24 protein-coding genes are annotated in these 25963 nt (G+C 56.3%); 11 read left to right on the top strand and 13 right to left on the bottom strand.

Features of this window, described 5'->3' with window-relative positions; translation table 11 throughout:
- The 3 genes from sctJ to ACFSE1_RS18935 all read right to left on the bottom strand — a co-directional run bounded on the left by sctJ (position 1) and on the right by ACFSE1_RS18935 (position 1537).
- Complete coding sequence (gene sctJ / locus ACFSE1_RS18945) at positions 1–759, bottom strand: type III secretion system inner membrane ring lipoprotein SctJ (protein WP_377405050.1); 759 nt, start codon at positions 757–759, stop codon at positions 1–3.
- A gap of 9 nt (positions 760–768) precedes the next feature.
- A complete protein-coding gene (locus tag ACFSE1_RS18940) occupies positions 769–1182 on the bottom strand; it encodes a hypothetical protein (RefSeq protein WP_377405047.1) in 414 nt (137 codons plus the stop codon).
- Positions 1183–1312: 130 nt separating this feature from the next.
- Entirely contained in the window at positions 1313–1537 is a 225-nt protein-coding gene (locus ACFSE1_RS18935) for a hypothetical protein (protein ID WP_377405044.1), read from the bottom strand.
- A gap of 273 nt (positions 1538–1810) precedes the next feature.
- Here ACFSE1_RS18935 and ACFSE1_RS18930 point away from each other — a divergent pair, with 273 nt between their 5' ends.
- Positions 1811–2818 (top strand): helix-turn-helix transcriptional regulator, encoded by a 1008-nt coding sequence (locus ACFSE1_RS18930; protein ID WP_377405041.1) that lies wholly within the window; start codon positions 1811–1813, stop codon positions 2816–2818.
- A gap of 9 nt (positions 2819–2827) precedes the next feature.
- Here ACFSE1_RS18930 and ACFSE1_RS18925 read toward each other — a convergent pair whose 3' ends face one another.
- The 7 genes from ACFSE1_RS18925 to ACFSE1_RS18895 form a co-directional block, all read right to left on the bottom strand.
- Positions 2828–3943: an anhydro-N-acetylmuramic acid kinase gene (locus tag ACFSE1_RS18925; RefSeq protein WP_377405038.1), complete on the bottom strand. Its 1116-nt coding sequence runs from the start codon at positions 3941–3943 to the stop codon at positions 2828–2830.
- A 108-nt stretch (positions 3944–4051) separates the two neighbouring features.
- The gene (locus ACFSE1_RS18920) at positions 4052–5485 is read right to left on the bottom strand and encodes an NAD(P)(+) transhydrogenase (Re/Si-specific) subunit beta (protein WP_377405035.1); all 1434 of its coding nucleotides are present in this window, start codon (positions 5483–5485) and stop codon (positions 4052–4054) included.
- Between the two features lie 16 nt (positions 5486–5501).
- Positions 5502–7076 (bottom strand): Re/Si-specific NAD(P)(+) transhydrogenase subunit alpha, encoded by a 1575-nt coding sequence (locus tag ACFSE1_RS18915; protein WP_377405032.1) that lies wholly within the window; start codon positions 7074–7076, stop codon positions 5502–5504.
- A gap of 297 nt (positions 7077–7373) precedes the next feature.
- On the bottom strand, positions 7374–8285 hold the full coding sequence (locus tag ACFSE1_RS18910; RefSeq protein WP_377405030.1) for an ROK family protein: 912 nt from the start codon (positions 8283–8285) through the stop codon (positions 7374–7376).
- The gene (nagA, locus tag ACFSE1_RS18905) at positions 8285–9460 is read right to left on the bottom strand and encodes an N-acetylglucosamine-6-phosphate deacetylase (protein WP_377405027.1); all 1176 of its coding nucleotides are present in this window, start codon (positions 9458–9460) and stop codon (positions 8285–8287) included. The genes ACFSE1_RS18910 and nagA overlap by 1 nt, the downstream gene beginning before the upstream one ends.
- On the bottom strand, positions 9457–10479 hold the full coding sequence (locus ACFSE1_RS18900) for an SIS domain-containing protein (protein ID WP_377405025.1): 1023 nt from the start codon (positions 10477–10479) through the stop codon (positions 9457–9459). The genes nagA and ACFSE1_RS18900 overlap by 4 nt, the downstream gene beginning before the upstream one ends.
- Positions 10480–10505: 26 nt before the next feature.
- The gene (locus ACFSE1_RS18895) at positions 10506–11255 is read right to left on the bottom strand and encodes a GntR family transcriptional regulator (protein WP_377405022.1); all 750 of its coding nucleotides are present in this window, start codon (positions 11253–11255) and stop codon (positions 10506–10508) included.
- Positions 11256–11676: 421 nt separating this feature from the next.
- On the opposite strand from ACFSE1_RS18895, the gene ACFSE1_RS18890 reads away from it, so the two are divergent.
- The 6 genes from ACFSE1_RS18890 (at position 11677) to ACFSE1_RS18865 (ending at position 18572) form a co-directional block, all read left to right on the top strand.
- On the top strand, positions 11677–12858 hold the full coding sequence (locus ACFSE1_RS18890) for a Gfo/Idh/MocA family protein (RefSeq protein ID WP_377405019.1): 1182 nt from the start codon (positions 11677–11679) through the stop codon (positions 12856–12858).
- A gap of 11 nt (positions 12859–12869) precedes the next feature.
- The gene (locus tag ACFSE1_RS18885) at positions 12870–13754 is read left to right on the top strand and encodes a carbohydrate ABC transporter permease (RefSeq protein WP_377405016.1); all 885 of its coding nucleotides are present in this window, start codon (positions 12870–12872) and stop codon (positions 13752–13754) included.
- Entirely contained in the window at positions 13751–14611 is an 861-nt protein-coding gene (locus ACFSE1_RS18880) for a carbohydrate ABC transporter permease (protein ID WP_377405013.1), read from the top strand. Before ACFSE1_RS18885 ends, ACFSE1_RS18880 begins: the two co-directional genes overlap by 4 nt.
- Before the next feature lie 35 nt (positions 14612–14646).
- Positions 14647–15870: an extracellular solute-binding protein gene (locus tag ACFSE1_RS18875; RefSeq protein ID WP_377405109.1), complete on the top strand. Its 1224-nt coding sequence runs from the start codon at positions 14647–14649 to the stop codon at positions 15868–15870.
- A 99-nt stretch (positions 15871–15969) separates the two neighbouring features.
- The gene (locus ACFSE1_RS18870) at positions 15970–17094 is read left to right on the top strand and encodes an ABC transporter ATP-binding protein (RefSeq protein ID WP_377405011.1); all 1125 of its coding nucleotides are present in this window, start codon (positions 15970–15972) and stop codon (positions 17092–17094) included.
- 353 nt (positions 17095–17447) lie between these two features.
- Entirely contained in the window at positions 17448–18572 is a 1125-nt protein-coding gene (locus ACFSE1_RS18865; RefSeq protein WP_377405008.1) for a hypothetical protein, read from the top strand.
- A 141-nt stretch (positions 18573–18713) separates the two neighbouring features.
- On the opposite strand, the gene ACFSE1_RS18860 is transcribed toward ACFSE1_RS18865, so the two are convergent.
- From ACFSE1_RS18860 to ACFSE1_RS18850, 3 genes are read right to left on the bottom strand one after another with little or no spacing between them, the layout of a single operon-like run.
- Complete coding sequence (locus ACFSE1_RS18860; protein ID WP_377405005.1) at positions 18714–19820, bottom strand: D-TA family PLP-dependent enzyme; 1107 nt, start codon at positions 19818–19820, stop codon at positions 18714–18716.
- Positions 19821–19822: 2 nt separating this feature from the next.
- Positions 19823–21292, bottom strand: coding sequence for a M81 family metallopeptidase (locus ACFSE1_RS18855; RefSeq protein ID WP_377405003.1), 1470 nt, complete (start codon positions 21290–21292; stop codon positions 19823–19825).
- A gap of 32 nt (positions 21293–21324) precedes the next feature.
- Complete coding sequence (locus tag ACFSE1_RS18850) at positions 21325–21810, bottom strand: hypothetical protein (protein WP_377405000.1); 486 nt, start codon at positions 21808–21810, stop codon at positions 21325–21327.
- A gap of 109 nt (positions 21811–21919) precedes the next feature.
- Here ACFSE1_RS18850 and ACFSE1_RS18845 point away from each other — a divergent pair, with 109 nt between their 5' ends.
- The 4 genes from ACFSE1_RS18845 to ACFSE1_RS18830 all read left to right on the top strand — a co-directional run bounded on the left by ACFSE1_RS18845 (position 21920) and on the right by ACFSE1_RS18830 (position 25955).
- The gene (locus ACFSE1_RS18845; RefSeq protein ID WP_377404997.1) at positions 21920–22306 is read left to right on the top strand and encodes a RidA family protein; all 387 of its coding nucleotides are present in this window, start codon (positions 21920–21922) and stop codon (positions 22304–22306) included.
- An 18-nt stretch (positions 22307–22324) separates the two neighbouring features.
- Positions 22325–23188: a MurR/RpiR family transcriptional regulator gene (locus tag ACFSE1_RS18840; RefSeq protein ID WP_377404994.1), complete on the top strand. Its 864-nt coding sequence runs from the start codon at positions 22325–22327 to the stop codon at positions 23186–23188.
- 2 nt (positions 23189–23190) lie between these two features.
- Positions 23191–23967, top strand: a complete 777-nt coding sequence (locus tag ACFSE1_RS18835) for an SDR family oxidoreductase (RefSeq protein ID WP_377404991.1) — start codon at positions 23191–23193, stop codon at positions 23965–23967.
- A gap of 62 nt (positions 23968–24029) precedes the next feature.
- Positions 24030–25955, top strand: coding sequence for a beta-N-acetylhexosaminidase (locus tag ACFSE1_RS18830; RefSeq protein WP_377404989.1), 1926 nt, complete (start codon positions 24030–24032; stop codon positions 25953–25955).
- Positions 25956–25963 lie beyond the last annotated feature (8 nt).

Genomic DNA, 25963 nt, shown 5'->3' with positions numbered 1-25963 from the left:
TCAGCTCTCCTTACGCTGAGGGAGAAGGAGAATTGCGGCTGCGCCTGCCGCCAGAAGTGCTGCCGCAGCTATGAGGAGGGACCTGAAGTCGAATTGCGGCATTGAAAGCCAAGATTGGGCGGATCCGGCTGATGATGCTGTCTCCGCAATAGGCCCGTTATCAACAGATTGCTCACTGACGGAACCAAGAAGCGGTGAGGAAACGACCGACACATCCTCGAAGGAAAGACCGCGCACGCCATTCACCACCAGAGCACGGCTTTTGCTTTCAATGGCAGCGATATCGGCATCTTCGCGATACTTTATCAGGATGGAGGCCCGGGATTGTTCACGTACAAGCCCTCTGCCGTTATCTTCTGGCAGCACCACATGAACACGCGCTTCCGCCACACCATCAATATCTGAAAGGGTCTGCGAAAGTTGCTGTTCGAGAGCATAACTCAGTCGCGCCTTCTGCTCGAACGGGGTGACGACAAAGCCCGTGCCTGGGAAGACTTCAGCAATGGACGGATGCCGATTGCGGGGCAGACCGTTTTCCGTCAGAAGGGCCAGCGCCCTGCCCTGCTCGGATGCGTCGCCTACCATCGCATATCGGCCATCCTCAGCCTTCTTGAAGCTGACTGAAATTCCAGCCCTCTCCAGCAGGATCTGCGCATCCATCATGTCTTTCTGGCTAAGCCCTCCGATGATTTCCTGAGAACAGGATGCCAGCAGGGTCAGGGAGCCGATGATGACAATTCGCGAAAGAAAGGAACGCATTACACTACCTCATTGACCTTGCGTCAGACGCTTGAAGGATGACATCGCGGTTTGGACAAGAGCGGAAACGAGAGCATAGCTCGTCGATTCCTTCTGCGCGTTTCGATAATCTTCGATTGCCTTGTCGAATTGGCCTCCGCCGCTCGACGGGGCTTCCACCACCGGCTCACGAATATCGACCAGCAGACCGCCGGGTGCTTTGGCCTGATCGCCCATCAGAAAGGAAGGCAACCGGTCCAGCAGAGAACCCGCCACAGGCGGCTTGTAATCGCTTGTCAGCGCAAATCCGCCGCCAACTTCCGCTTTCCGCGCCGTTCGCTCATAAGGAGCAAGCTTGGTAGATGCGGGATCGATGGCAGACACTTGCGACGAAGACGTCGCGGCTGGCTCACCCAGATGCCCGGTTTGCAACCTTGAAATCATTTCGTCCTTTATGCCTGTCAGACCGGGGCTTTGGCCCGACTGCAGGGAGACAGAAGAAAGTTCTTTTAAAAATATTGTTTCGCTCATAGCAGTCTACTCAATACAAAAAACTGCGCCAGTGCTTGAAGTGTTACTCGCTACCTTCGTCAGTAGCATCCTTAACCGGATCGAAGATCTGCTTCATTAGCTTCTGATTATCGAAGTAAGACTTCGCGAGCAGAGAGGCAAATTCACCGTCCGGCGAAACCTTGCCTGCGGTGCCGCCGCCGCCGTTTCCGGCGCTCTCTACGCCTCCCTCAACAGCCGCCGCCGGAGCGGTGGAAACGATGCCTGAACCAATTCCACTGACACTCATTACGAACACCTCCAACATGTGCTGATGTCACTTTGATACTTGAGGCACAGGATCGGTGTCAATTTGTTATTGTTAACACATAGTTAATTTTGCAGTATATCTACTTTATTACATATCTCTAATTGACAATTTACGGGAATAAAATTGAAAGTATCGGGATATTTTCAAAAATATCAAAAGGCCAATACTTACAATTTTACATTTTTCGTCAGACATTCCTACAAACACCTCTCGTAAGCTTTTCTCCGGATCCGAAGTTTGATTGGGTAAAGCGTGCAATGCGCGCATGGGGACAGATACGTGCTGAATTACCATCGGGACGCACTTGCATTCGAGACCCGCTCGGAAACCGGCACTCAAACAGAACGACTCGCGCGATTGTTAAGCGCCACCGATAATGATTTCCAGGTACAAATGGAGGGAGAAGAACTCTCCTACGACATCCAATCGGTTCGTGTTCCGGCCTTCGCACTGATAGAGAGCCATATCGACGGCCGACTTGAGTGCCTTTTGAATGATACAAGCGATCGCCTGTTCATTTTCCTTCCCCAAGAAGGGCGCTGCATCTTCCATGTCAAAGATCAGGAGATAGCTGCGGGACCCAACATCATTGTCATCGCACCCGCGAGGTCCCTGTCGCGTATCACCTATGATGGCCTGCGGCGACACCTCGTCGTTGAAGTATCTTTCAGAGAATTGAGGCGGAGGCTGGCGCAGACTCTTGAGCGCTCGATACATGACCCGATCAATTTCCAGATTACCTTGCCGTTGGACAGCGTATCAGGACGTGCATTAGCGCATCTCGTCAGCCTTTTCAGGCTGGGTTTGCTGGAAACGGCGCAGCTGCAAAGCTCACCTCTGAGCTTCGCAAGCCTGAGGGACAGTTTGCAGCATTTTCTTCTGGAACAGGTTTGGCACAATTATAGCGACTCCATGGACCGCAGCACACAAACGGCAATGCCCAAGCATGTGGAGAGGGCCATTGCATTCATGCAGGCCAATCTGGCCAAGGTGCTGACCGTGGAAGACATTGCTGCAGCCGTGAATGTCAGTCCTCGGACTTTGCAACAAAGTTTCAAGCAGTTCAAAGATGTTACGCCCATGGCCTATCTGAAAGAGCTGCGTATGCAGGCCGTCCATCGTGAACTGGAATGGGCGCAGCCGGGCGTCTCAGTGAGCGAGGTTACACGACGCTGGGGCTTCACCCATCTTGGACGTTTCGCGGCAGAATATCGAGAGAGATTTGGCAAGGCACCCTCGGGCACTTTGCGCGGACTTTAGGGCAAAAAACTATCCTGCCAGTTTTCCGCCGGTCAGTGGATACGGAACTCCCGTTGTGGTGGGAAAGCTTATCGGCAAATCACGCAAAACCCGCACAGCCAGGAAGGCAAAGCACTCGGCCTCAACTGCATCGCCGCGCCAGCCCAGCGTTTCCGCTGGCAGAACCTGTACAGCTGCTCGCTCGGCCAGCATTTTCATCAGGGTCGGATTGTGCCTTCCGCCACCACTGACATAAATTCGCGAGGGCCTGCTCGGCAGCATATCAAGCGCCTTGCCGACAGCCGAAGCCGTGAATGCGGTCAAAGTTGCAGCACCATCTTGCGCGTTTAAACCATCCGCCATTCCAGCGCCGAAGGAAAAACGATCCAGAGATTTCGGATAGGGTGTGGTGAAATAGGAGTGTTCGAGCAGTCGCGTCAGTCTGGCCTCGTCGACCTGCCCCTTGGCTGCGATAGCACCATCACGATCCATGACACCAAGATCATGTTGTCGGATCCAGTCATTGATTGGCGCATTGGCTGGGCCGGTGTCAAAAGCGACAAGAGCGCCTTTCCCGTCTGTCCAGGTAATATTGCCGACGCCTCCCAGGTTGAGAACCGCCGCAGAGCCATCCTGGGTAACAGCATCCAGCAATGCTGCGTGATAGATTGCAGCCAGAGGCGCTCCTTGTCCACCTGCCTGTACGTCTCTGCTGCGGAAATCATAGGCGACCCGTGTTCCCAATTGAGCCGCCATCAGGACGCCATCGCCAAGCTGGCGTGTGGCGCCGATCTTGCCGTCTTTGGGCGCGCGATGCAGAACGGTTTGGCCGTGAAAGCCAACGACGGCGATATCGCTCAGCGAAAATCCCGCGTCCTGCACCAGTTTCTGCACGGCGTCCGCCTGCGCGCGCGTCAGTGCGGCTTCAGCCTTGGCGAAAACGGCCGGTTCTGGACCCTCGAAATTCCAGAGACGCGCCTGCGCGAGCGCGTCCTCAAGCAGATCCAGGACGAACGGCTCATAGGGATGGAGCCGATAGGCTCCGAATTCCTCTATCCGCTCGCCATTCGTCTTGAGAAGGGCGACGTCGATGTTTCCGTCAAGCACTGTGCCCGTCATCAAGCCTACAGACCAGACAGATTGCATATCGTCGTCTCCCTTCAGAATCACTGCATGGTATTTCTACAGTGTTTAAGGTTGAGAGACACGCCTTGATGAGCGTCCTTCAGCCCGCGCAGGCTGAAGGATGATTACTCACTTGATGAGCGGCAGCAAATCGTTGACCGATTTCTTCGCGTCACCATAGAACATCCGCGTGTTCTCCTTGAAGAACAGCGGGTTCTCGATGCCCGAATAGCCCGTGCCCTGCCCGCGCTTGGAAACAAAGACCTGTTTCGCCTTCCAAACCTCGAGCACCGGCATACCGGCAATCGGAGAATTCGGGTCTTCCTGCGCGGCGGGGTTCACGATGTCGTTCGATCCAATGATGATCACGACATCTGTATTCGGGAAGTCTTCGTTGATCTCGTCCATTTCCAGAACGATATCGTAAGGCACCTTGGCTTCCGCCAGAAGCACGTTCATATGGCCCGGCAAACGTCCGGCAACGGGGTGAATGGCGAACCGCACCTCCTTGCCGCTGGCGCGGAGCTTGCGGGTGAGTTCTGACACTGCACCCTGAGCCTGGGCCACCGCCATGCCATAGCCGGGCACGATGATGACGCTATCCGCATCGTTCAAAGCATTGGCGACGCCTTCGGCATCAATGGCAATCTGCTCCCCGCTGATTTCCATCGCAGGGCCAGTCGTTCCGCCAAATCCGCCCAGAATCACCGAGATGAAGGAGCGGTTCATCGCCTTGCACATGATGTAGGAAAGGATCGCACCTGAAGAACCAACAAGCGCGCCAACCACGATCAGCAAATCGTTGGACAGCGAGAAGCCGATTGCCGCAGCAGCCCAGCCGGAATAGCTGTTGAGCATGGATACAACCACCGGCATATCTGCGCCGCCGATGCCCATGATCAGGTGATAGCCGATGAAGAAGGCCAGCAGCGTCATCAGAACGAGCGTCCAGGCACCGGAACCGCCCACATACATGAACAGCAGAATCAGCGAAAGAATTGCAGCGCTTGCATTGAGGACATGACCGCCCGGCAGCTTCTTGGCCTTGCCATCCACCTTGCCTGCCAGTTTGCCGAAGGCAATGACGGAGCCGGTAAAGGTGATTGCACCGATGAAGACGCCGAGGAACACCTCTACCTTCAGGATAACCTGCTCGACCGGGCTCTTATGGGCGAGTATCGCCGCAAAACCTTCGAGTGTTGAGCGCGTTGCCTCGTCCATCTGCAGGACGCGACCGAGTTCGATATGGGCATTGAAGCCGATGAACACCGCTGCAAGGCCAACGAGCGAATGCATGGCGGCCACAAGCTGCGGCATTTCGGTCATTTGCACGCGTTGTGCCACGACCCAGCCAATTGCGCCGCCCGCGGCAATCATGACGAGCGAAATCAGCCAGTTGCCGGAACCCGGCCCATAGAGCGTCGCCAGCACTGCGAGCGCCATGCCAATGATGCCGTACCAGACGGCCCGCTTTGCGCTTTCCTGACCGGAAAGGCCGCCCAGGGACTGAATGATGAGAACGGCTGCGACAACATAAGCAGCGGTTGTGAATCCGTATTCCATGTGGCTTCCCCTCGCCTCAAGACTTCTGGAACATGGCCAGCATGCGCCGCGTGACCATGAACCCGCCGAAGATGTTGATCCCCGCCATGAAGACGGAGAGCGCGGCAAGGAGGATGACCAGAATGCTGCTGGAGCCTATCTGCATCAACGCGCCGAGAATGATGATGGACGAAATGGCGTTGGTGATCGCCATCAAGGGGGTGTGCAGGGAATGCGAGACATTCCAGATCACCTGGAAGCCGACATAGCATGACAAGACGAATACGATGAAATGGCTCATGAAACTCGCGGGCGCATAGAGACCGGCAAGCAAAATGAGTGCGCCACCACCCGCCAGCAAACCAATCTGGTTACGGGTCTGCGCCTTGAAGGCAGCCTGCTCTTTCGCCTTCTTTTCCTCCGGTGTCGGCTCCTTCACCTTTTCCTTCGGCTTGGCGGCGGCAATGGCCTGTATCTTCGGCGGCGGCGGCGGATAGGTGATTGCTCCATCAAACGCAACCGTTGCGCCCCGAATGACATCGTCCTCCATGTTGTGAACGATAACACCGTCCTTGGCCGGAGTAAGATCCGTCATCATGTGACGGATGTTCGTGGCATAAAGGGTCGAGGATTGCGCCGCCATACGACTGGGGAAATCGGTGTAGCCGATGACCGTCACACCGTTTGGCGTGACAATCTTCTGATCAGCCACGGTCAGATCGCAATTGCCGCCGCGTTCGGCTGCAAGATCGACGATAACCGAACCGGGCTTCATGGCGGCAACCATATCGTCGAGCCACAGCTTCGGTGCATCGCGGCCGGGGATCAGTGCCGTGGTGATGACAATATCGATGTCGGGAGCCAACTCGCGGAATTTTTTGAGCTGTGCTTCGCGAAATTCCGGCGAAGAGGGTGCCGCATAACCGCCGGTAGCCGCACCGTCCTGCTGTTGACCGGCAAAATCGAGAAAGACAAACTGTGCGCCCATGCTTTCAATCTGCTCGGCAACTTCCGGTCGAACGTCGAAGGCATAGGTGATGGCACCGAGGGAAACGCTTGTGCCGACAGCTGCCAGACCTGCAACACCCGCGCCGATGACCAGCACTTTAGCCGGCGGAATTTTGCCTGCCGCAGTGACCTGACCGGTGAAGAACCGTCCGAAATTATTGCCCGCCTCTATGACGGCACGATAGCCAGCAATGTTGGCCATGGACGAGAGCGCGTCCATTTTCTGTGCACGCGAGATGCGCGGCACCATATCCATGGCAATGACATTTGCACCCGTCGCGCTGGCCTGATCCAGCAACTCCTTGTTTTGGGCTGGATAGAAGAAGGAAATCAGGGTTTTGCCCGAAGACAGACGAGCCACCTCTTCCGCTTCCGGTGCCCGCACCTTGGCAATCACATCCGATTGCTCGAAAAGCTCGGCAGCATTGGCGACTACGCTAACGCCCGCCTGACGATAAGCATCATCGGAGAAACCCGCAGCGGCGCCAGCGCCCGTTTCGATCACGCAAGTATGACCAAGCTTCTGCAATTGAAGCGCGCTGTCTGGCGTCATGGCGACCCGGTTTTCACCGGCATAAACTTCCTTCGGAGTTCCGATTCTCATTTCAACCCCCTCATCCTCGCAAAGCTTCAAGGCGCCGATCGCAAATCGGCATCCTTCCACCTCGCTCCCTAACGCGATCTCTCCCGGTCGCCGCGCCTACTCTTGTTATGAGTCGCTCTTTCGGAAACCGGACGATCTCAAGCCGTAAACCTTTGCCGAGCTGACATCGATTCAGCTATGGCTCCGACGTTGAATGGCTACACAGGGGGTGTGGACTTGACCAGCCTGTTATTTGCCGCAGCGGTACGCCAGCAGCGGAAATCTTTACAAAACGTAAAAATCGTCGGGCTGGATCGGCTATTCGCCGACCGCATTCAAACCCAGAACAGCAGCGCCCATGAGGCCCGGTTCAATCCGGCATTGCGCCCTGACCACCAGCGGGCGATCAAACTTTCGCAAAATCTTGCTCCGCACGGCCAGATCGATTTCCCCGATCAGCCTTTCCGCATTCGATAATCCGCCGCCAACAGGTATGATCGTCGCCCCGGTCACGTTGGCCACAAGCGCCAACGGCCCCGTAAGCAGATCAATATAGACCTCGAGCGTGCGCAGCGCCTGCTGGTCGCCGCTTTCCCATGCGGCAATGATCGCTTCGCTCGTCAAGCTTTGTCCGTGGAGATGGTGGTGTAGCTTCTCCATGCCCCGCGCACTGCAAACAGCATCGAGACATCCGGCAAGCCCACATCCGCATTGAAAGCGCGGCAACCGCGCGGGATGGTTTCCGGCCTCCGTCGCCGCCACGGGACCATGCCCCCATTCCCCGGCAAAGCCGCCTTCCTGGTTGATCAGCCGGCCGTCGATCACCAGTCCGCCACCCACTCCGGTGCCGAGAATAACGCCAAAGATAACCCGGTGGCCGCGGCCTGCCCCAACCCCCGCCTCAGCCAGCACGAAGCAATCCGCATCGTTGGCTATCAGAACCGGCAGGCCAAGCTCGTCCTCAAGATCCTGCGAAAGCCTGCGCCCGTGAATGCAGGGCACATTGGCAACCACCGCCTGCCCCGTATCAGGGTCGATGACGCCCGCGATGGAGATGGCAACACAAGATGGCTTTTCCCCCGCCTGCGCAATAACGGATTTCAGCACAGCCACGAAAGCCGTGAAATCATTGATCGGAGTTGGCTGTCTCGGCACAGGCCTTACATCGTCTTCCGAATAGGCAAACGCACCCTTGATGGCAGTGCCGCCGATATCGAAGCAGACAATCATCAGACAAGCAACTCCGAAGCATTTGCGGATCCGGCGACCATGGCGCCAGCTATAAAGGTCGAATGCCAGTTCAAATGCATATCCAGAAACACGAAATCCGCGTCGAAACCGGGCTTCAACTGGCCCTTCTTATCTGCGGCAATCGCTTCCGCCGGGTATCGCGACGCCATGCGCAACGCCTCGACCAAAGGCAAGCCCAGCACAGTATGTGCATAACGGACACAGGAAAGCATATCGATATCTGCACCGGCAAGCGTACCGTCCGCCAAAGTCAAACATCCCTCGCGGCGATAGATCTGCCGCCCGTTCAGCGTCAACCCTTCGTCCTGGGTACCGATTGTTGACATGGCATCGGTCACCAGAAACACGCGGCCAGGCCCGTTTTTTGCTCTGATTGCAATATTCATGGTCGCGGAATCGACGTGGAAACCGTCTGCGATCAAGCCACAGGAGAAGCGTCCCTCTTCCAGAGCAGCCCCGACAAGTCCTGGCTCCCGGTTACCCAATTGGCTCATCGCATTGAACAGATGCGTCACCATGGTCGCACCTGCCTCGGCATAGGCCATCGCTTGGTTTGCCGTTGCGTCGGTGTGTCCGAGACTGACCACATAACCGGATGCAACCAGCTGCCGGACCTGTTCAAGGCTTACGCTTTCAGGGGCAATGGTGATCAACTGGCGGCCGAAAGTGCCTGCCGCAGCTGCCAAAACGGTCAAGTCCTGATCCGTCATGGCGCGAATTTTGGCGGGATCATGCGTTCCCTTGCGCGACTGCGACAGATGCGGACCTTCAAGATGTAATCCGAGGAACCCGGGCACTCCGACGGCGGATTGCCCGGCCCTGATTGCGTGCGCCAGCACCTCTTCACTGTCGGAAATCAATGTTACGAGAAGACTTGTGGTGCCAAATCCCGCATGCGTGCGGCAGATGGTTTCAATTGCTTCTCGATCCGGCTGATTGTTGAAAAGCACACCCCCACCGCCATTGACCTGAAGGTCCACAAAACCGGGCGCGAGCAGGCAATCTCCAGCTTGCTTGATGACGTAATCATCAGGCACTTCTGCCTGCGGAACTATTTCCATGACCTTGCCATCACGGACAAGCAGGGCATGTTCCTGCCAAAGACATTCGCCATCGAAAATGCGCTGGCTTGCGAATGCAAATTGCTGGCTCATTGGGTTGAAGTAACCTTCTGTAGTGCTGCTGGCTTATCGGGGTTGAAGCCCCGCTTACGAGAAAGCTGCTCTACCATGCCATAATAGGGAACAATGAGGCACAGGGCATCAGTAAGCGGATTGCCCGTTTCAATAAAAGGTAGACGCTGCTGAACTTCAGCGCGCTTCGAGGTCACGTAGGTCGTTGCATTCTTTGCGATCAATTTGGAGGCTGTCTCGACGAGTGATGCCTCCGCCTTGTCTCTCGCTGCAAACACAATGACCGGAAAGAAAGCGCTCACCAGCGATACCGGCCCATGCAACACTTCGGCCGAGGAATAAGCCTCAGCGTGGAGTTCGCAGGTTTCCTTGCACTTCAGCGCAGCCTCGGAAGCAATGGCAAGCGCCGGCCCCCGCCCCAGCATGTAAAGCGATTCCGCTTTCTCCAAAGGCTCGATCAGATTGCCCCAATCCAACTGCAAGGCGTTATCCAGATGGCGTGGCAGAGCCTGGACCGCTGCCTTCAATGTCTCGTCCTGCTTCCATGCGGCAAGGGTCGCCAGACCGGCCACGATGGAATTAACGAAGGACTTGGTCGCGGCGACCGCAACTTCCTGCCCCGCATCTATATCGATTGCTAAAGTGGCGGCATCGCTCAAAGGAGACGGCACGGTATTAGCCAAAGCAATGGTTAGGCCGTCTCCGGCAACGGCTGCCTTCGCCAAAGCCACGATATCGGGGCTGGCACCCGATTGCGATACCGCAAGGGCAGCTCCCTTTGAGAGCTTGAGCGATCCCTGATAGATTGAGGCGAGCGACGGACCAAGCGAGGCGACAGGAATACCCAGTTCCAGCTCAATCGCATATTTCAGAAAATGAGCGGCATGGTCCGATGACCCTCTGGCAATGGTCACGACAACGGCAGGATCGCGCTCCCGCAACAGGCTTCCAGCTTTCTCGAAGGCCGCAGCCTGTCGTTCCAACAGACGAGCCGCGACCTGAGGGATCTCGTTGATCTCCTGGCGCATAATGGATGACATGGGATATCCTTTCAGAAAAGTCCGCCTCAGTTGCCGATGGTCAGTTCAGCAACGAGGTCATAGGCATCACTTCGATAGAGAGCAGTCGACACTTCCATGACCCTGCCAGTCTCCAGATAGGCTATGCGCTGAACGCGCAGGGCGGCACTGCCCGGCGGCACACCCAGAAGCTCTGTCTCGTCTTCCTGAAGAAGCACCGCCGAAATGCGTTGATTGGCCCGCACGGGGCGAATGTTGCGAACAGCAAGCGCCTGATAGAGCGAATTTTCGATGGCATCGGGATCCGGCAGAATGTCATCCGGCAAACTGGTCCTTTCAAGCGCAATCGGCATATCATTTGCCGTTCGAAGCCGGAGCAGACGCGCAACCCGCGCCTCACCGAACAAGCCTAGCGTCATCGTTTCCTCAGGCGTCGGGTGATAAAGCCCCCTGTCGAGCCATCTGGAACCGGCACTCATGCCGCGACGGCGCATATCTTCGGAAAAGGATGTCAACCGCGTGAGCGGCTGCTGCATGCGCGGCACCTGTTTGACGACAAAGGTCCCGGAACCTCGCCTTCGAACAAGCAATCCCTGATCTACCAGGCTATCGATTGCCTTGCGGACCGTAACGCGTGAAATGGCGGCAGCATCGGCTATGTCCCGCTCGGCTGGCAAGGCATCCCCGTGCTTGAGCTTTCCCTCCGTCATCGCCTGTTCGATCAATTTCTTCAGCCGCACATAAAGCGGCCCGCCGCCCAGTTTTTGCAACTGATCAAGCGGCAGAGCACCCTGCATTACACTTACCCTCCCCCGACACTTGCTTCCTGAAGCTTCGGCTTTAGGAATTAGCACCAGACAATGACCGAAACAATACCAATCGATGCAGTGTGGCTGCTGTGGCGCATGATTTTGGATGCCATCCCTCCGATTACGACACTAAAACACGTGCGTAGCGTCGCGTTTTGGGAGAGAAAATCACCATTCTTAAATTTGAACTGGACCATTGGCATTTGTTTGGTATTATCTATTAACGCATCATTGCTCTGGGCCAGGGCGAAGAAGCTAGCGCATCACTGATGTGACTTTGCCAGAGTCCTGATCGCCGATCGCTGTAAAGAATTTTCAGATTTTTCCGACAAACATGCATTTCGTGTTGACGAATAGCGGCATCTGAACCAGTCTGAGAAAAATAATTACGTGAATGGGGAACGTCGACATGAAAGTCGCTATCATCGGGTTGGGGTTCCGGCTGGGCTACCTCGGTCAGATCTTCAGTCAGATCGATCCGAACTTTGAAATTGTGGGCTATGTGGATCCCGCTCCTGCTGGAATGCCGAGATTGCTGGAAGCAGGAATCCCGGCTGGACGCGCCTACGACACACCTGAAGCGCTGATTGCCAGCGAAAGCTTCGATCTTCTGATGATCGGCTCTCCCAATCACCTGCATCTCGACCACATCCGTATCGGACTCGAAGCTGGGCTTACTGTCTTTACCGAAAAACCAATCGTCGTTTCCATCGAAGAAAGCTTCCAGCTCGCGTCGCTGCTCAACCGCTATGGTCACGACCGGCTGCTGGTCGGCCTCGTCCTTCGTTACTCCCCTCTCTACCGCGATCTCCGCAAGGCCCAGGCGGAGGGGCTTCTCGGCGAAGTGGTATCCATCGAAGCATCCGAACATATCGCGCCCTATCACGGCGCTTTCTTCATGCGGGATTGGCGTCGATACAGCCGCTATGCCGGAAGTTTCATGCTGGAAAAATGCTGCCACGATCTGGATCTTTACAACGGGGTTGTTGGCGCACGGCCGCGCTACGTTGCGAGTTTTGGCGGACGCAAAAGCTTCACGCCAAGCAATGCCCCGGGCAATGTTGGACTGAACGACCTTGAAGTTTATCACCGCAAGCCAAGCGGTTGGCTTGGGTCCGACAAGGTCTTCGATAGCGACGGCGACATCATCGATTACCAGACCGCCATTGTCGAATATGAGAGCGGCGCCTCTCTGACCTTCCATACAAACCTGAATGTGCCGGATGAATTCCGCCGTTTCTGCGTCATGGGTTCCAAGGGCATGGCAGAGGGCGATTTCGTACGTGGCTTCATGGATGTGCACGACGCGCATACCAGCGAAAAGCGCATATCGAACCGCTATCAGGCACCGTCGACCACATCCCATCACTATGGCGCGGATGAGCAGATGGCAGCAGACGTTCTGGCGCATATGACCAGCGGGGCGGCCCTACCTGTTTCCGCTCTCGATGCCATTGAAGCAGGCATTCTAGCGCTTGCGATGGACGAGGCGCGCCAGAACCGCAAGGTCATTGATCTTGCCCCTGTGTGGGAACGCTATGATACCTGCCTTCACGGAAGCGCACCCGCTTCTCAGGCGAAGACAGCCTGAGGAGAGCAGAGATGGACGCCAGAAAAAGCGCCGTCATATTTGCCTGGATCCTGCTTGCGCCAGCTTTGTTCTATGTGTTGCTGATCGTCGCCTATCCACTGGTGGACACCTTCATCCTGTCGTTCACGGATGCATCGCTCAAGAGAACGACCAACTGGGTTGGCTGGGACAACTACGACAAGATTTTCAACGCGACCTTTGCTGAAGTTATCCTTCGCACCTTCATCTGGACCTTCTTTTCCGTCTCCATCAAGATGATGATCGGCACTTTCGGGGCGTCCATGCTGAATGCCGCAGTGCCCGGGCGCGCCCTGTTCCGAGTGCTGACGATGCCACCCTGGATCGTGCCGATGGCCATCGGCATCTTCATGTGGGGCTGGATGTATAATGGCCAGTTCGGCATGATCTCCGGCCTGTTACAGCGCTTCGGCATCGTTGACGGCCCCGTTGCATTTCTGGCGCACGGCTCCACCGCCTTTTGGGCAACCATCATCACAGATGTCTGGATCGGCGTGCCTATGGTCACGCTCTATATGCTTGCTGCCATGCAGGCGATTCCGCAGGACCTTTATGAGGCAGCATGGACCGATGGCGCAGGACGCTTCTATCGCTTCCGCCGCATCACACTCCCGCTACTTGTTCCGTCCATGATTACGATGTCCATGCTTTCGCTGATCGCGACATTCAACTCGTTCGACATCATCTGGATTCTCACCCAGGGCGGCCCGAACGGCGAAACTACGACGATGATCATCGACACCTATCGCACGGCCATTGGTTCCAAGAAATACGGCGAGGGGGCAGCCCGTGCAGTGCTGATCTGTATATTCCTCTCCATCTTCTGCGTTTGTTATTTCCGCGTCACCAGCCGCCTGACCTCAGGAGAAAAGCGATGAGAGAGCCTCCACAGCTAATCAACCGCTATCGCTGGTATGAAATCATCGGCATCTACTGCGGGATCTTCGTCTTTCTATCCTTCGTACTGGCTCCATTCGTCGAAGGTTTTCTGGTGTCGCTGAAGCCGTTGAGCCAGCTGTTTTCCTCTCCCTACCGCTTCATTCCAGAGAACGGTTCCTTCCGCGCCTATGTAACGATGTGGCAGAGCGTTCCAGAATTTGGCCGCTACATATTCAACTCCTTCTTCATCTCCACCATTGTAACCGCCGTAGTGCTGGTGCTCGTGGTGCCTGCGGCCTATGTCTTCGCCCGATTTGAATTTAAAGGTCGCGGCACGCTCCTCGGCGCTTTCCTGGCTGTCAACATGTTCTCCGGCGCGGTTCTGCTGATCCCGCTTTTCCGGCTCATGCGCAATCTCGGGGTGCTCAACACCTATTTCGCAATGATCGTGCCGGGCGTCGCCTTCCTTATCCCCTCGGCCATCTGGCTGCTGCGCACCTATATGATGCGCATCCCGCGCGAACTGGATGAGGCGGCCTATGTCGATGGAGCAAGCCACCTTTACACGCTTCGGAGGGTCATTTTGCCGATTGCGATGCCGGGCATTACGGTGGTTGCCATCACAACCTTCATTGGCTCCTACGCACAGCAGTTCATCTTCGCCCTGACCTTCAATGCCAAGAGCGAATACATGCCTTTGCCGGTAGGCCTCTATGCCTATTTCGGTCGCCAGGAAGTGGTCTGGAACGAATTGATGGCCGCGAGTTTCGTCGGCATTACCCCAGCCATGATCGTGATCTTCTTCCTGCAACGCTATCTCGTCAGCGGCCTCACCGCCGGCGCGGTGAAACAATAAAACAACCACCAGAGAATGGGAGACTGACCGTGACAATGACTGTAAAGACTGGGCTTTACGCGCTTGCCCTTGCCACATCCACTGCGCTCGGCACACTCGGCGCCCATGCCGCTGACAAGGAGATTTCGTGGATTTATTGCGGTGACAAGATCGACCCTGTCCATGAGAAGTACATCAAGGAATGGGAAGGCAAGAATGCGGGCTGGAAGATCGCGGCGGAAGTTGTTGGCTGGGCACAGTGCCAAGACAAGGCCACCACTCTTGCAGCCGCAGGTACGCCGGTTGCCATGGCCTATGTTGGCTCACGTACTCTGAAGGAATTCGCCGAAAACGATCTCATCGTTCCGGTGCCGATGTCGGATGAGGAAAAGAAGAGCTATTATCCGCATATCGTAGACACTGTCACGTTTGAAGACACGCAATGGGGCGTGCCGATCGCCTTCTCGACAAAGGCGCTCTACTGGAACAAGGACCTGTTCAAGCAGGCCGGTCTCGACCCGGAAACGCCACCGAAGACCTGGGCTGAAGAAATCGCCTTCGCCAAGCAGATCAAGGAAAAGACCGGCATTGCCGGGTATGGCCTGCCTGCCAAGACCTTTGACAATACAATGCACCAGTTCATGCACTGGGTTTACACCAACAATGGCAAGCTCATCGATGGTGACAAGATCGTTGCAGACAGTCCGCAAGTGCTTGCGGCCTTGAAGGCCTACAAGGATATCACGCCTTTCTCCGTCGAAGGCGCAACTGCCTACGAGCAGAATGAAATCCGAGCCGTCTTTCTCGACGGCAAGGCTGGCATGATCCAGAACAGCACCGGCGCGGCCTATCGCTTGCTGAACAGCAACATCAACTGGGGTGTCACAACACTCCCTCTCGGTCCTGACGCCAAGGGACCAGGCACCCTCCTGATTACCGACAGTCTCGCCATCTTCAAGGGATCGGGCGTTGAGGAAAAGGCAATCGAATTTGCCAAGTTCATCACGTCACCTGCTCCTCAAGAAGAGTATGAGCTGACCACGGACAGCGGCCTGACACCTCTGCGCCCCTCCGCCAAGGTTGACCAACTCATCAAGGACAAGCCCTACTGGAAGCCGTTTGTAGAAGGCATCACCTATGGTGGTCCGGAGCCGCTCTTTAAGGATTACAAGGGCTTCCAGAATGTCATGATCGAGATGGTTCAATCGGTCGTGACGGGCAAAGCTGAGCCGGAGGCTGCGTTGAAGAAGGCAGCAGCCGAACTGGAACAGTACAAGTAAGAACCAGAGAGGAAGGCGCAGGCATCACCCCTGGCCTTTGCGTCTTCCTCATCCTCATCAGCCGTGAAAGCCGCTCGTTTCGGCGAACGGGAGAAGAATTTGGGACAGCTTTATCTCGACAAAGTACAGAAGTTCTACGGGGACTTCGAAGTGCTGAAAAGCATCGGCCTGGACGTGAAGGATGGCGAATTCGTCGTCTTCGTCGGCCCCTCCGGCTGCGGAAAATCCACGCTGCTGCGCATGATCGCCGGACTGGATTCCACCAGCGCCGGAGACATTGTGATCGACGGCGTGCGGGTGAATGACAAGCCGCCGGTGCAGCGTGGAATCGCCATGGTGTTTCAGTCCTATGCGCTTTATCCGCATATGACTGTGTTTGAAAACATTGCATTTCCGTTGCGCGTCGAACGACTGCCGGAGCAGAAAATCCGCGAGAAGGTGGAGGCTGTCGCCAAGATCCTGCAACTGGACAAGCGTCTGCAACAAAAGCCTGGCATGCTGTCTGGCGGACAACGTCAACGTGTCGCCATTGGTCGTGCGATCGTGCGCGAGCCCAAGATCTTCCTCTTCGATGAACCACTTTCAAACCTGGATGCTGCACTGCGTGCCGATATGCGCATCGAGCTTTCGAAGCTCCATCGCGATCTTAAGGCGACAATGATCTATGTCACGCACGATCAGGTGGAAGCGATGACGATGGCCGACCGCATTGTTGTGCTGAACGCCGGTGAAATCGCACAGGTTGGCGCCCCACTTGAGCTCTATCATAAGCCGCAAAATCTTTTCGTTGCTGGTTTCATCGGCAATCCCAAAATGAACTTCGTACCTGTCATGGGTGAAAGTGTGAGTGAGGCTGGTGTGACGGTACGCTTCGGAGACCAGCTGATCACGGTGCCGGTAACACCGCGGGGCAATATCGCCGGCCAGCGCCTGACGCTTGGCATCCGACCGGAGCATATCGCGCTTGCGGGCGGCGACATGAAGATCAGAATGATCCCCTCCGTCATTGAGCGGCTGGGCGTGAACACGGTAGCCTATGCGGCGCTGACCTCAGGTGAACCCTTCTGCGCCCTGCTTCCCGGCTCCGCACCATTGCGCGTCGACGAGCCCGTGACAATTGGCATTCATACCGCCGATTGCCATCTGTTTGACGAAAACGAACAGGCATTGGAGAGGCATGTGGACTGGCAGAAACTGGAAATGCCGGACGTCTCAGCCGCGTAAGCACAAGCATTCAGGCGAGCGGCAGTTCCTGCCGCCGCCAGAGCCATTCCACAACATCAAGGCATGCCACCAGCATCCAAGGCGGCAGAGTGACCGGTTTTGAGTGCAATCGCGCAAAATGTGTTCAGCCGCACCGCGTGGCAGGATACGGTTGATGGTATGCTTCCCGTCATCGCTCAATGGTATTTATCCATCTACACCGCGCTTTTGCGCGCAATAAACGCGGACCGCGCGGCTGAGCCCTCCTGAATTAGATTTGCTGAACGCAACCTGTAATTTATTTGTATTGCAGCATGTTCGCGCAGAGAGTTTATTTCGCCTGCCCCATACAATCGGAGGCAGGGAGAAAGACAGTGGAACTCATCACGCACACGAATGTGACCCCGCGCCAAGTAGCGCTGGAGCTTATCGACAGACTTGATGCCCGTTGGAACACTGACTTGAAATCGATCATCAGCAACGAGGCGATGACGGAAAAACAAAGATTAAGCCGTCTTCGGGCCCGCATGCTGGAAGCAGCTTTGCATGCCATCGATCAACACGAAGGCATGGATGGCTCTATAGCAAACAAACAGGACAATGAAAAACTGATCCAACGCGTTCTTGCCGGTGATGACATCGAGTTGGAACCGAACATCAGTGTCACGCAGCACAACTACAACATCATTGTGAACTACACGGGCCAGCAGGTGTATGATTATGTGTACACCTTGAGCAAGCGGCTCGAAGCCATGTCCAACGCCAAAACCGTGGGGCAATTGGCCATTGAGACGGTTTCGAGCGGCCTGTTCACCGTTGGAACTGCCTGGGCCAAGCTCACCTGGACCGCGTGGCGAGGCGGCCAAACCATCCTTCAGGCAACCCGCACCGGCATCACCTCACTGGGAATGAAGACGGTTGTGACTGTTATCGTTATCGTCCTCGCCGCAATCCTTCTCTATCTGTTCCTGGAAAATCCGAAAAAGCTGCTGGGCATTGTCTATAACAATACCGACGAAAACCTTGTCGTGAAGGATTGGCGAAAGGATGATGGCGACCTCTATATGGAGCACGGCCATATGGTCAATTTCATGGAGGATCATGCCACCGGCGAGCTGGACTCCCCGCTCGTGCAGATCCGCAATCGCTACTATTTTGGACCGAATGACGAAGAGAACGTTATATTCGGCGGCGTTTACTTTGCGGATCGCAATTTCGGGCTGCGCGGCGCCGAGGGACTGATGATCTTCTCGTCGACGACCAGCAATCTGAGGGTCGCGCATCAGTTTGCGGTGCCCTACACCAATGATAATGGCACAAACATGCAGCTGATTCCGGCGGGTTCCGTCGATCGCGCCAAGCTGTTCCGTACACTTTATGACAGCCGAAAGACCAGGATTGATGTTTCGGCAGGCGGCTACCGCATGATCTCGACCGTCAATGATCCACGCGGCGGTGTTGTCGGTTTGATCGCAAGCATCCAGAAAATCGGTACCTGACGATTGCAATCTGACTTCTGATCCACCGCCCGGCTAGCCAAGGCGGTGGATCCCGGCCTTGTTATCCGGGGTCTATAGCCAGAAAACGGAAGCAGGAAGTTGGCGCCCGCGGCGAAGGCTAGGCTTTTGGCGCGCAGAGCCTCACCACACCAATCCACGCGCAGCAACATCTTCCACCCGTGTCACAATGCCGTCGCGATGAAAAGTCATCCGGTCGAACAGATTGGATATCACGCAGGTGTGGTTGGGAATGATGCGAACACGCTCGCCGATCTCCGGGCGGATGCCGTCGATACCTGATATATCGACCACTGCATGTTCTTCCGAAAGGCTGGTAATAACCGCATCCGGAAATTCGACGATATGTCCGTAATCTGAAAAACCCAGCAGATCCGATGTAAGGGCCTTGGATCCCGCATCGAGTATCACCCGGTCCGGCGTTGGCCGAGAAACAACCGTTGCCAGGACATGCATTGCACAGTCATCCAGCGTGCAGTGACCTGCTCTCGCCATCGCGCGATCATTGTAGATATAGGTGCCAGCACGGTGTTCCGTGGCAGATGGCACAAGATGAGCGCGAAAGAGACTCGGCGTGCCGCCATTGGAGCGAATGCGGCAATCGATGCCGTCAATCGCCAGATAGGCCATGGTGGCGATGAAGAAATGCTCCACGGCCTCTTCCGTATCGGGCTTCGGATAGGTCATCAGCCCGCCGAAAACGAGGCTTCTGCTGGCCGCGATACCACGCGCAAGTGCCGCGGCCTCATCGGGCGTCTGAACGCCACAGCGGCCACCGCCGGTGTCGCATTCCACCAGAACCGTCAGGGGTTTGCGTCCGGTAAAATAGGCAGCGAGGCTCGTTACGGTCACGATACTGTCCGCGACGACTTTGATGCCGGAGATCCTGTCATTCAGGTTGGCCAAGCGCTGAAGCTTCGCATCTCCCAGGATATTGTAGGTGATAAGAATATCCTCAAAACCCTGCGCAGCGAAAACTTCTGCCTCGCTGATTTTCTGACAGTTGATACCACGCGCGCCAGCCTCCACCTGTTGTCGAGCCAGGGCCGGGATCTTGTGGGTCTTGATATGAGGCCGGAAGGCCAGATGATGTTCATCCATATAGGACTGCACACGGCGGATATTGGCCGCAAGGCGGTCTTCATCGATGACCGGAATTGGCGTCGAAAGGCTGGCGAGACTATCGCCCGGCTTCGGCAGATTGGCGGCAAAATGCGTCTTGGTGTCCATACTCAGGCTGCCTCTGTTCCGTGCGGATCGGCCATGATGGGCCAGATATCCTTTCGCGCATGACGATACGGCGTTAGCGCGGGGTTGTTGGGATAGGGCGTACCGGCAGCGCAGTAAAGGATCTCCGCGGCGATCTTTGAGAAAGCAGCATAAAAATGATTGGTCGATTTGATGACCAGTATATGCTTGGTTAATGGATCTATACCTAATGCTGTAAACAACGAGGGATCATAGCTCTGAACCCGTACCGAACTGAGAATGATGTCGATGCCTTTCAGGTGAATATGCGCCGCATCCCCAAACGGTGCGATGCTGTCGCCGAATCGCATCTCCGCATTGGGCTGAAGCTTCACCACCTTAACCAGACCATCAACCGGATGACCGGTCCCGGGCGCTGACTTTGCACCAAATCGCAGCGGAATTTCAGCGCCTTCACCGGCTGCCATGCAGATTTGAACGGCAATAGGGTCCCAGATCATTCCGATGGCGCAGTTTTGCGCACCGCGGGCCAGAAGCTCCTCCAGCAAAACCGTTGCATCGCCCGCAGTCCCGCCGCCCGGATTATCCCACATATCCGCAATCACCACCGGCCCTTGGCTGGATAGAAGGGCCTGCGACACGGCCTGCTTCTCATCCATTGAAGGCATCATGAAAGTGCCTCGCTTGGAAAACAACTCAAGGCCTAGTTTCCTGGCCAACGCCTGCCCCTTCTCCGCCTTGCCATTGGTGACAGCAATGACCTTGGTACCCATTTCAGGCACATCGCCCGCCATGAAGCCATGAATGACGGAGAGAGACAGCACGTCGTCGTCGCTTGCCTCGATCTCCATCAGCCTGTCCACGAAAGAACGCATGGGCTCTTTCGAGGTGGGAAAGACGTCGATCATTCGGCAGTCGAAGACGGACATGACCGGCGCTACGCGGCCTTCAAGCTGCGCCACCGCAATGTTCCACAGATCTTGCGCCCGATCGACGAAATCCGTGTGCGGAAACTCCTTGAAGGCGACGAAAAAGTCCGCCGCTTGCACGCGCTTTGCGGTCAGGTGGCTGTGCGGATCAAGCTCCGCGCAAACAAGAATATCAGGCCCCACAACATCCCGGATGCGGGCAAGGAGATCGCCCTCCGGGTCGAGATAACCGTCAGCGACCATTGCGCCATGCAGACCGAGCACGACCCCGTCCACAGGCAAGGCCGCTTTTAACTGCTCCAGAATCTCATCCCGCAGGCTCTCATATGCTCTCCGGTTGATAAGCCCCGCAGGATCGGCCCAAGCTGCTGTCCCCTCGATCAGCGTCCAACCCTTTTCAGCACACACCCGGCGACCTACGGTGATTGGCGCCGTGCAGAGTGTTGGGGTCGCCGGGTGTTGGCCGGGAGGTGCATAGAGCGATGCTTCGAAGCCACGTCGATCAATACAGATCGGAGCAAATGTATTGGTTTCTGTTGCCAGGGCTGCTGTGAATATCCGCACGGGCACTGCCTTCTTAAAACGTAAAGTGGAAATCAGCCCGTCGGGTTCGGGAGATAGCCGGTAAAGCCGGAAATCTTCCAGCGGCCATCATGAAAGCGACAATAGTAAAGCGTCTGCCATTTCATGACGTCCAGTGCGCCATCGGACTTGCGAATACCGCCATCGAACTTCTTGCGGACAAGCGCCATCTCGCCTTCGATCTCGATATCTTCCAGGGTCGTTGTGGTAAAAATCGCTGTTCGGGGATCTTCGCCATAGCTTTGCAGAGCAAATTCACGGGCCTGACGAAGCCATTCCTCGCGGTAGGCGGCAAGCGTTGGAAAAGCCAAACGCCAGGCATCGGGATTCGGATTTCGATTGCCGGAGATGCCGATGAAGCCTTCCTCGACGAAATCATCCGCCACCATGGACCAGTTCGCGGCAAGGAAAGCGTCTATGTCGCGATGGACCAACATCTCCCAGATCGCGTGGCGAGCTTCATCCGTCTGCGGGAATGGGTTACGGAAGGGATCACGCATGCAGCACCTTTATCTAAATTCTTTTCATCATCTTGGAAAAACTCTGGTCAAATTCCCGCGAATATGGTCCAGTGTCAACGATACAAGAAAATAATTTCCACGGAGTGTCATGTCGATCATTCGTTACGGTGCCGAAAAGGCAGGCGCAGGCGGGCAACGCCTACCCTTTGCACGGGCAGTGGAAGCCGATGGGTGGCTCCACGTATCCGGACAGGTGGCGATGGAAGACGGTGAGATCATCACCGGCGGCATCGTCGAGCAGTCACACAAGGCAATCCAGAACCTGATCGCCATTCTTCACGAGGCCGGCTACGGCGTGGAGGATGTCGTGCGCTGCGGTGTCTGGCTGGATGATCCCCGCGACTTCTGGAGTTTCAACAGGATCTATCAGGGTTATTTCGGCGAACATCCTCCCGCGCGCGCCTGTGTACAGGCCAGTATGATGGTTGATTGCAAGGTGGAGATCGACTGCATAGCCTACAAACGCAAAGTTTGATTTGGGCTAGATGGGTTGATGGATATTTTCGCGAAAATTCAGGAAGAACGCAGTCAGTTTTCGACATCCGAGCAGAGGATAGCCGATATCCTGCTGGGGGATTTCGATTTTGCGGTGAATGCATCGATCATAGAGCTGGCTGAGAAGGCCGAGGTTTCTCCGCCCACAGTGACACGGTTTTGCCGCCGCCTTGGTTGTCAGAGCTTTGCCGATTTCAAGGTGCGGCTGGCCAAAACCGCCTTCGTGGGCGTGCGGTACCTGAACCCGGAAGCAAAAAGCACTGAACCGGCAGACGTTGCGGAAGATATCATCACGAAAGCCCAGAATGCGCTGTACCTGATCCATAAGGCGCTGGATCCTGTCCTTCTGGAAAGGGCGGCGGATCGGCTCTCGCGCGCGGACATGATTTACGCATTCGGCTCCGGTGGCAATTCTTCTCTCGTGGCCAGCGAACTTCAGAACCGCTTGTTTCGCCTCGGATCCCGCGTCACGGCCAGCAACGATCACAATATGCAACTGATGTTGACCGCTGCCGCGCATAGCAATGACGTGTTGATCGGCTCCTCTTTCTCCGGCCGAAACACAGAGTTGGCGCGCTGCTTCAGGCTGGCCCATGAAAACGGCATCAGTACGATTGCCTTGACCCAGAGCGGCAGTCCTGTTGCAGAGGCTGCAGAAACCGTTATCGGCATCGATCTGCCGGAGGGCGACAATATTTACCGCCCAACTTCAACCCGCTTTGCCTTTCTGGCCGTGGTGGACATTCTTGCCAGTCTGGTTGCCTACCGCAATCGCAAACTGTCCACCGTCACCCTTCGTCATATCAAGCAGCAACTGGTCGAACATCGAGATGGTGACGACCGGCAAATTCTCGGAGATTAGTCATGTCCCGTTCCGTCGCAGTCGTAACCGGGGCCGCAGGCGATATTGGCCGCGCGATCGCACAACGGCTGGCGGATAGCCACGATCTGGTGGCGCTTGTCGATATTGATGGGCAAGCGCTGGCAAAAACGCAAGCTACGCTGGGATCGGAAGCCCGCTACGTCACGATCACCTGCGATGTCACCAGCGAGGAAAGCCTGGTGCAGATGGCCGAGCAAGTGGCTGCCGAAGGCGAAGCAAAAACGCTGATCAACAATGCCGGTGCAGCACGCGCCGTCTGCCTGCACGATACCGATGCAGCGATCTGGCGGCAGGATTTAAGTCTCAATCTGGAAGCCGCCTTTCTTGCTTTTCGTGCGCTGGAGGAGCCTCTCAAGCGCAATGCAGGCTCCGTTATCAATATCGCATCGGTCAATGGCATGGCAGTCTTCGGTCATCCCGCCTATAGCGCCGCGAAGGCAGGGCTCATTCATTTCACCAGGCTGCTTGCGGTCGAATATGGCAAGTACGGAATTCGCGCCAATGCGGTTGCGCCCGGCACGGTGCGCACCCAGGCCTGGGAAGAAAGAGCGAAGGTCAACCCTCAGGTCTTCGAGGAAGCCAAACGCTGGTATGCGCTGCGGCGCATTGCGACGGCGCAGGATGTAGCGAACGCGGTGTTTTTCCTGTCCAGCGATCAGGCGGCAGCAATCACCGGCACCTGTCTGCCGGTGGATTGTGGCCTCACCGCAGGTCAAGCCGAGCTTGCCCGTACCTTCTCGCAATCCGAGCATTACTGAAACCACATGACGCATCGCCTTGGGAGACGGTGCTAAAAAACAAGCAGATAAAGGGAACTGTGATGACCAACGTTAGCTTTCGTCTCGAAAATGTCTGGGAACCCGTCGAAGGCGATAGCTGCGGCCGTTTTATCTTCACCCTTATCAACCTCTCGGAAGAACCGATAACCGATTTCAAGCTGGCCTACACATCGCTGACGAGGATCAAGGATTCGGCGGATCCGCATTGCGAAAATGCGCTATTCCTCCGTCGCAATGCCAACTTTCATCAGTTCGCCCCACCGCAGGGGCTCGTGCTGCATCCGGGCGGAAGCTGGCGGTTCACCGTTTCGCCCTTGTGGCGACCAGCCCGCCACCGCACGGATGGTGCCAAATCGGCCTATCTGACTTTGGCGGATGGGCGTCATGTGGCCGTCAGTGTGGATGACGCCTTACTGGCCGGACACCCGCCTGAACCAGCGCCTGAGCTGATGCCGCCAGGTGCGTTGAGCCTGCCGTTTCTGTTGCTGCCATGGCCGGCGGCTGCCGACTTGACGCCCGGTCAAACCGTGCCGATCGCACTTTATCCTTCCGAGACGGCGGACCTCGTGGACCGTCGGGCCATTCTCGAGGTTGGAAAACTTTACCGCCGCCTCTTCCAGATAGGCCACCAGCCCTTCGCGCTGGCACCTGTCCATGAAGGGCGCGCCATCCACTTCGATAAAGACGTGAGCCTTCCAGCGGAAAGCTATCGTTTGACCTTCGGGGAAGAGATCAGGCTTGCCTATGGAGGTATTGCCGGTCGCCAATACGGATTAACGGCGCTTGCCCAACTCTTGCACGGCGCACGCGTGAAGCCACAGACTTTCCGCTTCCCGGCCTCCGGCACCATTAAAGATGCCCCTCGCTACGGATGGCGCGGCTGCCATCTGGATGTTTCGCGGCAATTCTATCCCGTTGCCGATATCCTTCGCCTGATCGATATCCTGGCGTGGATGCGTCTCAACATTTTCCACTGGCATTTGACGGATGATGAGGCCTGGCGCCTTGAGATCAAGGCCTATCCTCAATTGACCACGCTCGGCGTCGAGCGTGGGCCGGATGCGCCGATGCTGCCTCAGCTTGGCAATGGCGCAGAACCAGTTGGGGGCTTCTACACGCAGGATGATGTTCGCGCAATTGTGGCGCATGCTGCGGGCCTGAATGTCGAAGTCGTGCCGGAAATCGATATTCCCGGACATAGCACCGCTACACTCGTTGCGCTTCCCGAACTGGTGGACGGACAGGAAGCGCCGGATAGCTACCGCTCGGTTCAAGGCTTCCCGAATAATGCTCTCAATCCGGCGATTGAACTCACCTACACGTTTCTCGGCCAGGTCTTCGATGAGATGATCGAACTATTTCCCTCGAAGCTGATTCATGTGGGCGGCGATGAAGTGGCCGCGAACACCTGGATGGCATCGCCGCTTGCCCGCAAGTTGATGGAACAGGAAGGCATAGAGGGTACGTTCGGACTTCAGAGCTACTTCATGAAGCGCGTGCAGGAAATGCTGGCTGAGCGCGGCAGGCATCTTGCAGGCTGGGATGAGGTTTCCCATGGAGGAGGCGTTGATCCTCGGGGCACGCTTTTGATGGCGTGGCAGAAGCCGGAAGTGGGTGTAGAGCTTGCACAACAAGGCTATGATGTCGTGATGACCCCCGGTCAGGCCTATTACCTCGACATGGTTCAGGACGAAGCCTTTCAGGAACCCGGCGCAAGCTGGGCCGGCACGGTTCCGCCCAGGCATACTTACACCTATGAAGCGGTGGGCGAATTTCCGGACACCCTGAAAGAGCGCATGCGGGGCGTACAGGCCTGTATCTGGTCGGAGCATTTCCTCAATCGGGACTATTTCAACCATCTGGTTTTTCCCCGTCTGGGTGCTGTTGCCGAAGCAGCCTGGACTCCAAGGGAGAACAAGGACTGGCAGCGCTTCTGCGCGTTAAGCCCATTGATGCCGAAGCTGTGAGGATTTTC

This window comes from Affinirhizobium helianthi (assembly GCF_042680945.1).
Classification (GTDB): Bacteria; Pseudomonadota; Alphaproteobacteria; order Rhizobiales; family Rhizobiaceae; genus Neorhizobium; species Neorhizobium helianthi.
Note: the sequence above shows the minus strand (reverse complement) of the source record. Positions and strands in the feature narration are given on the sequence as shown.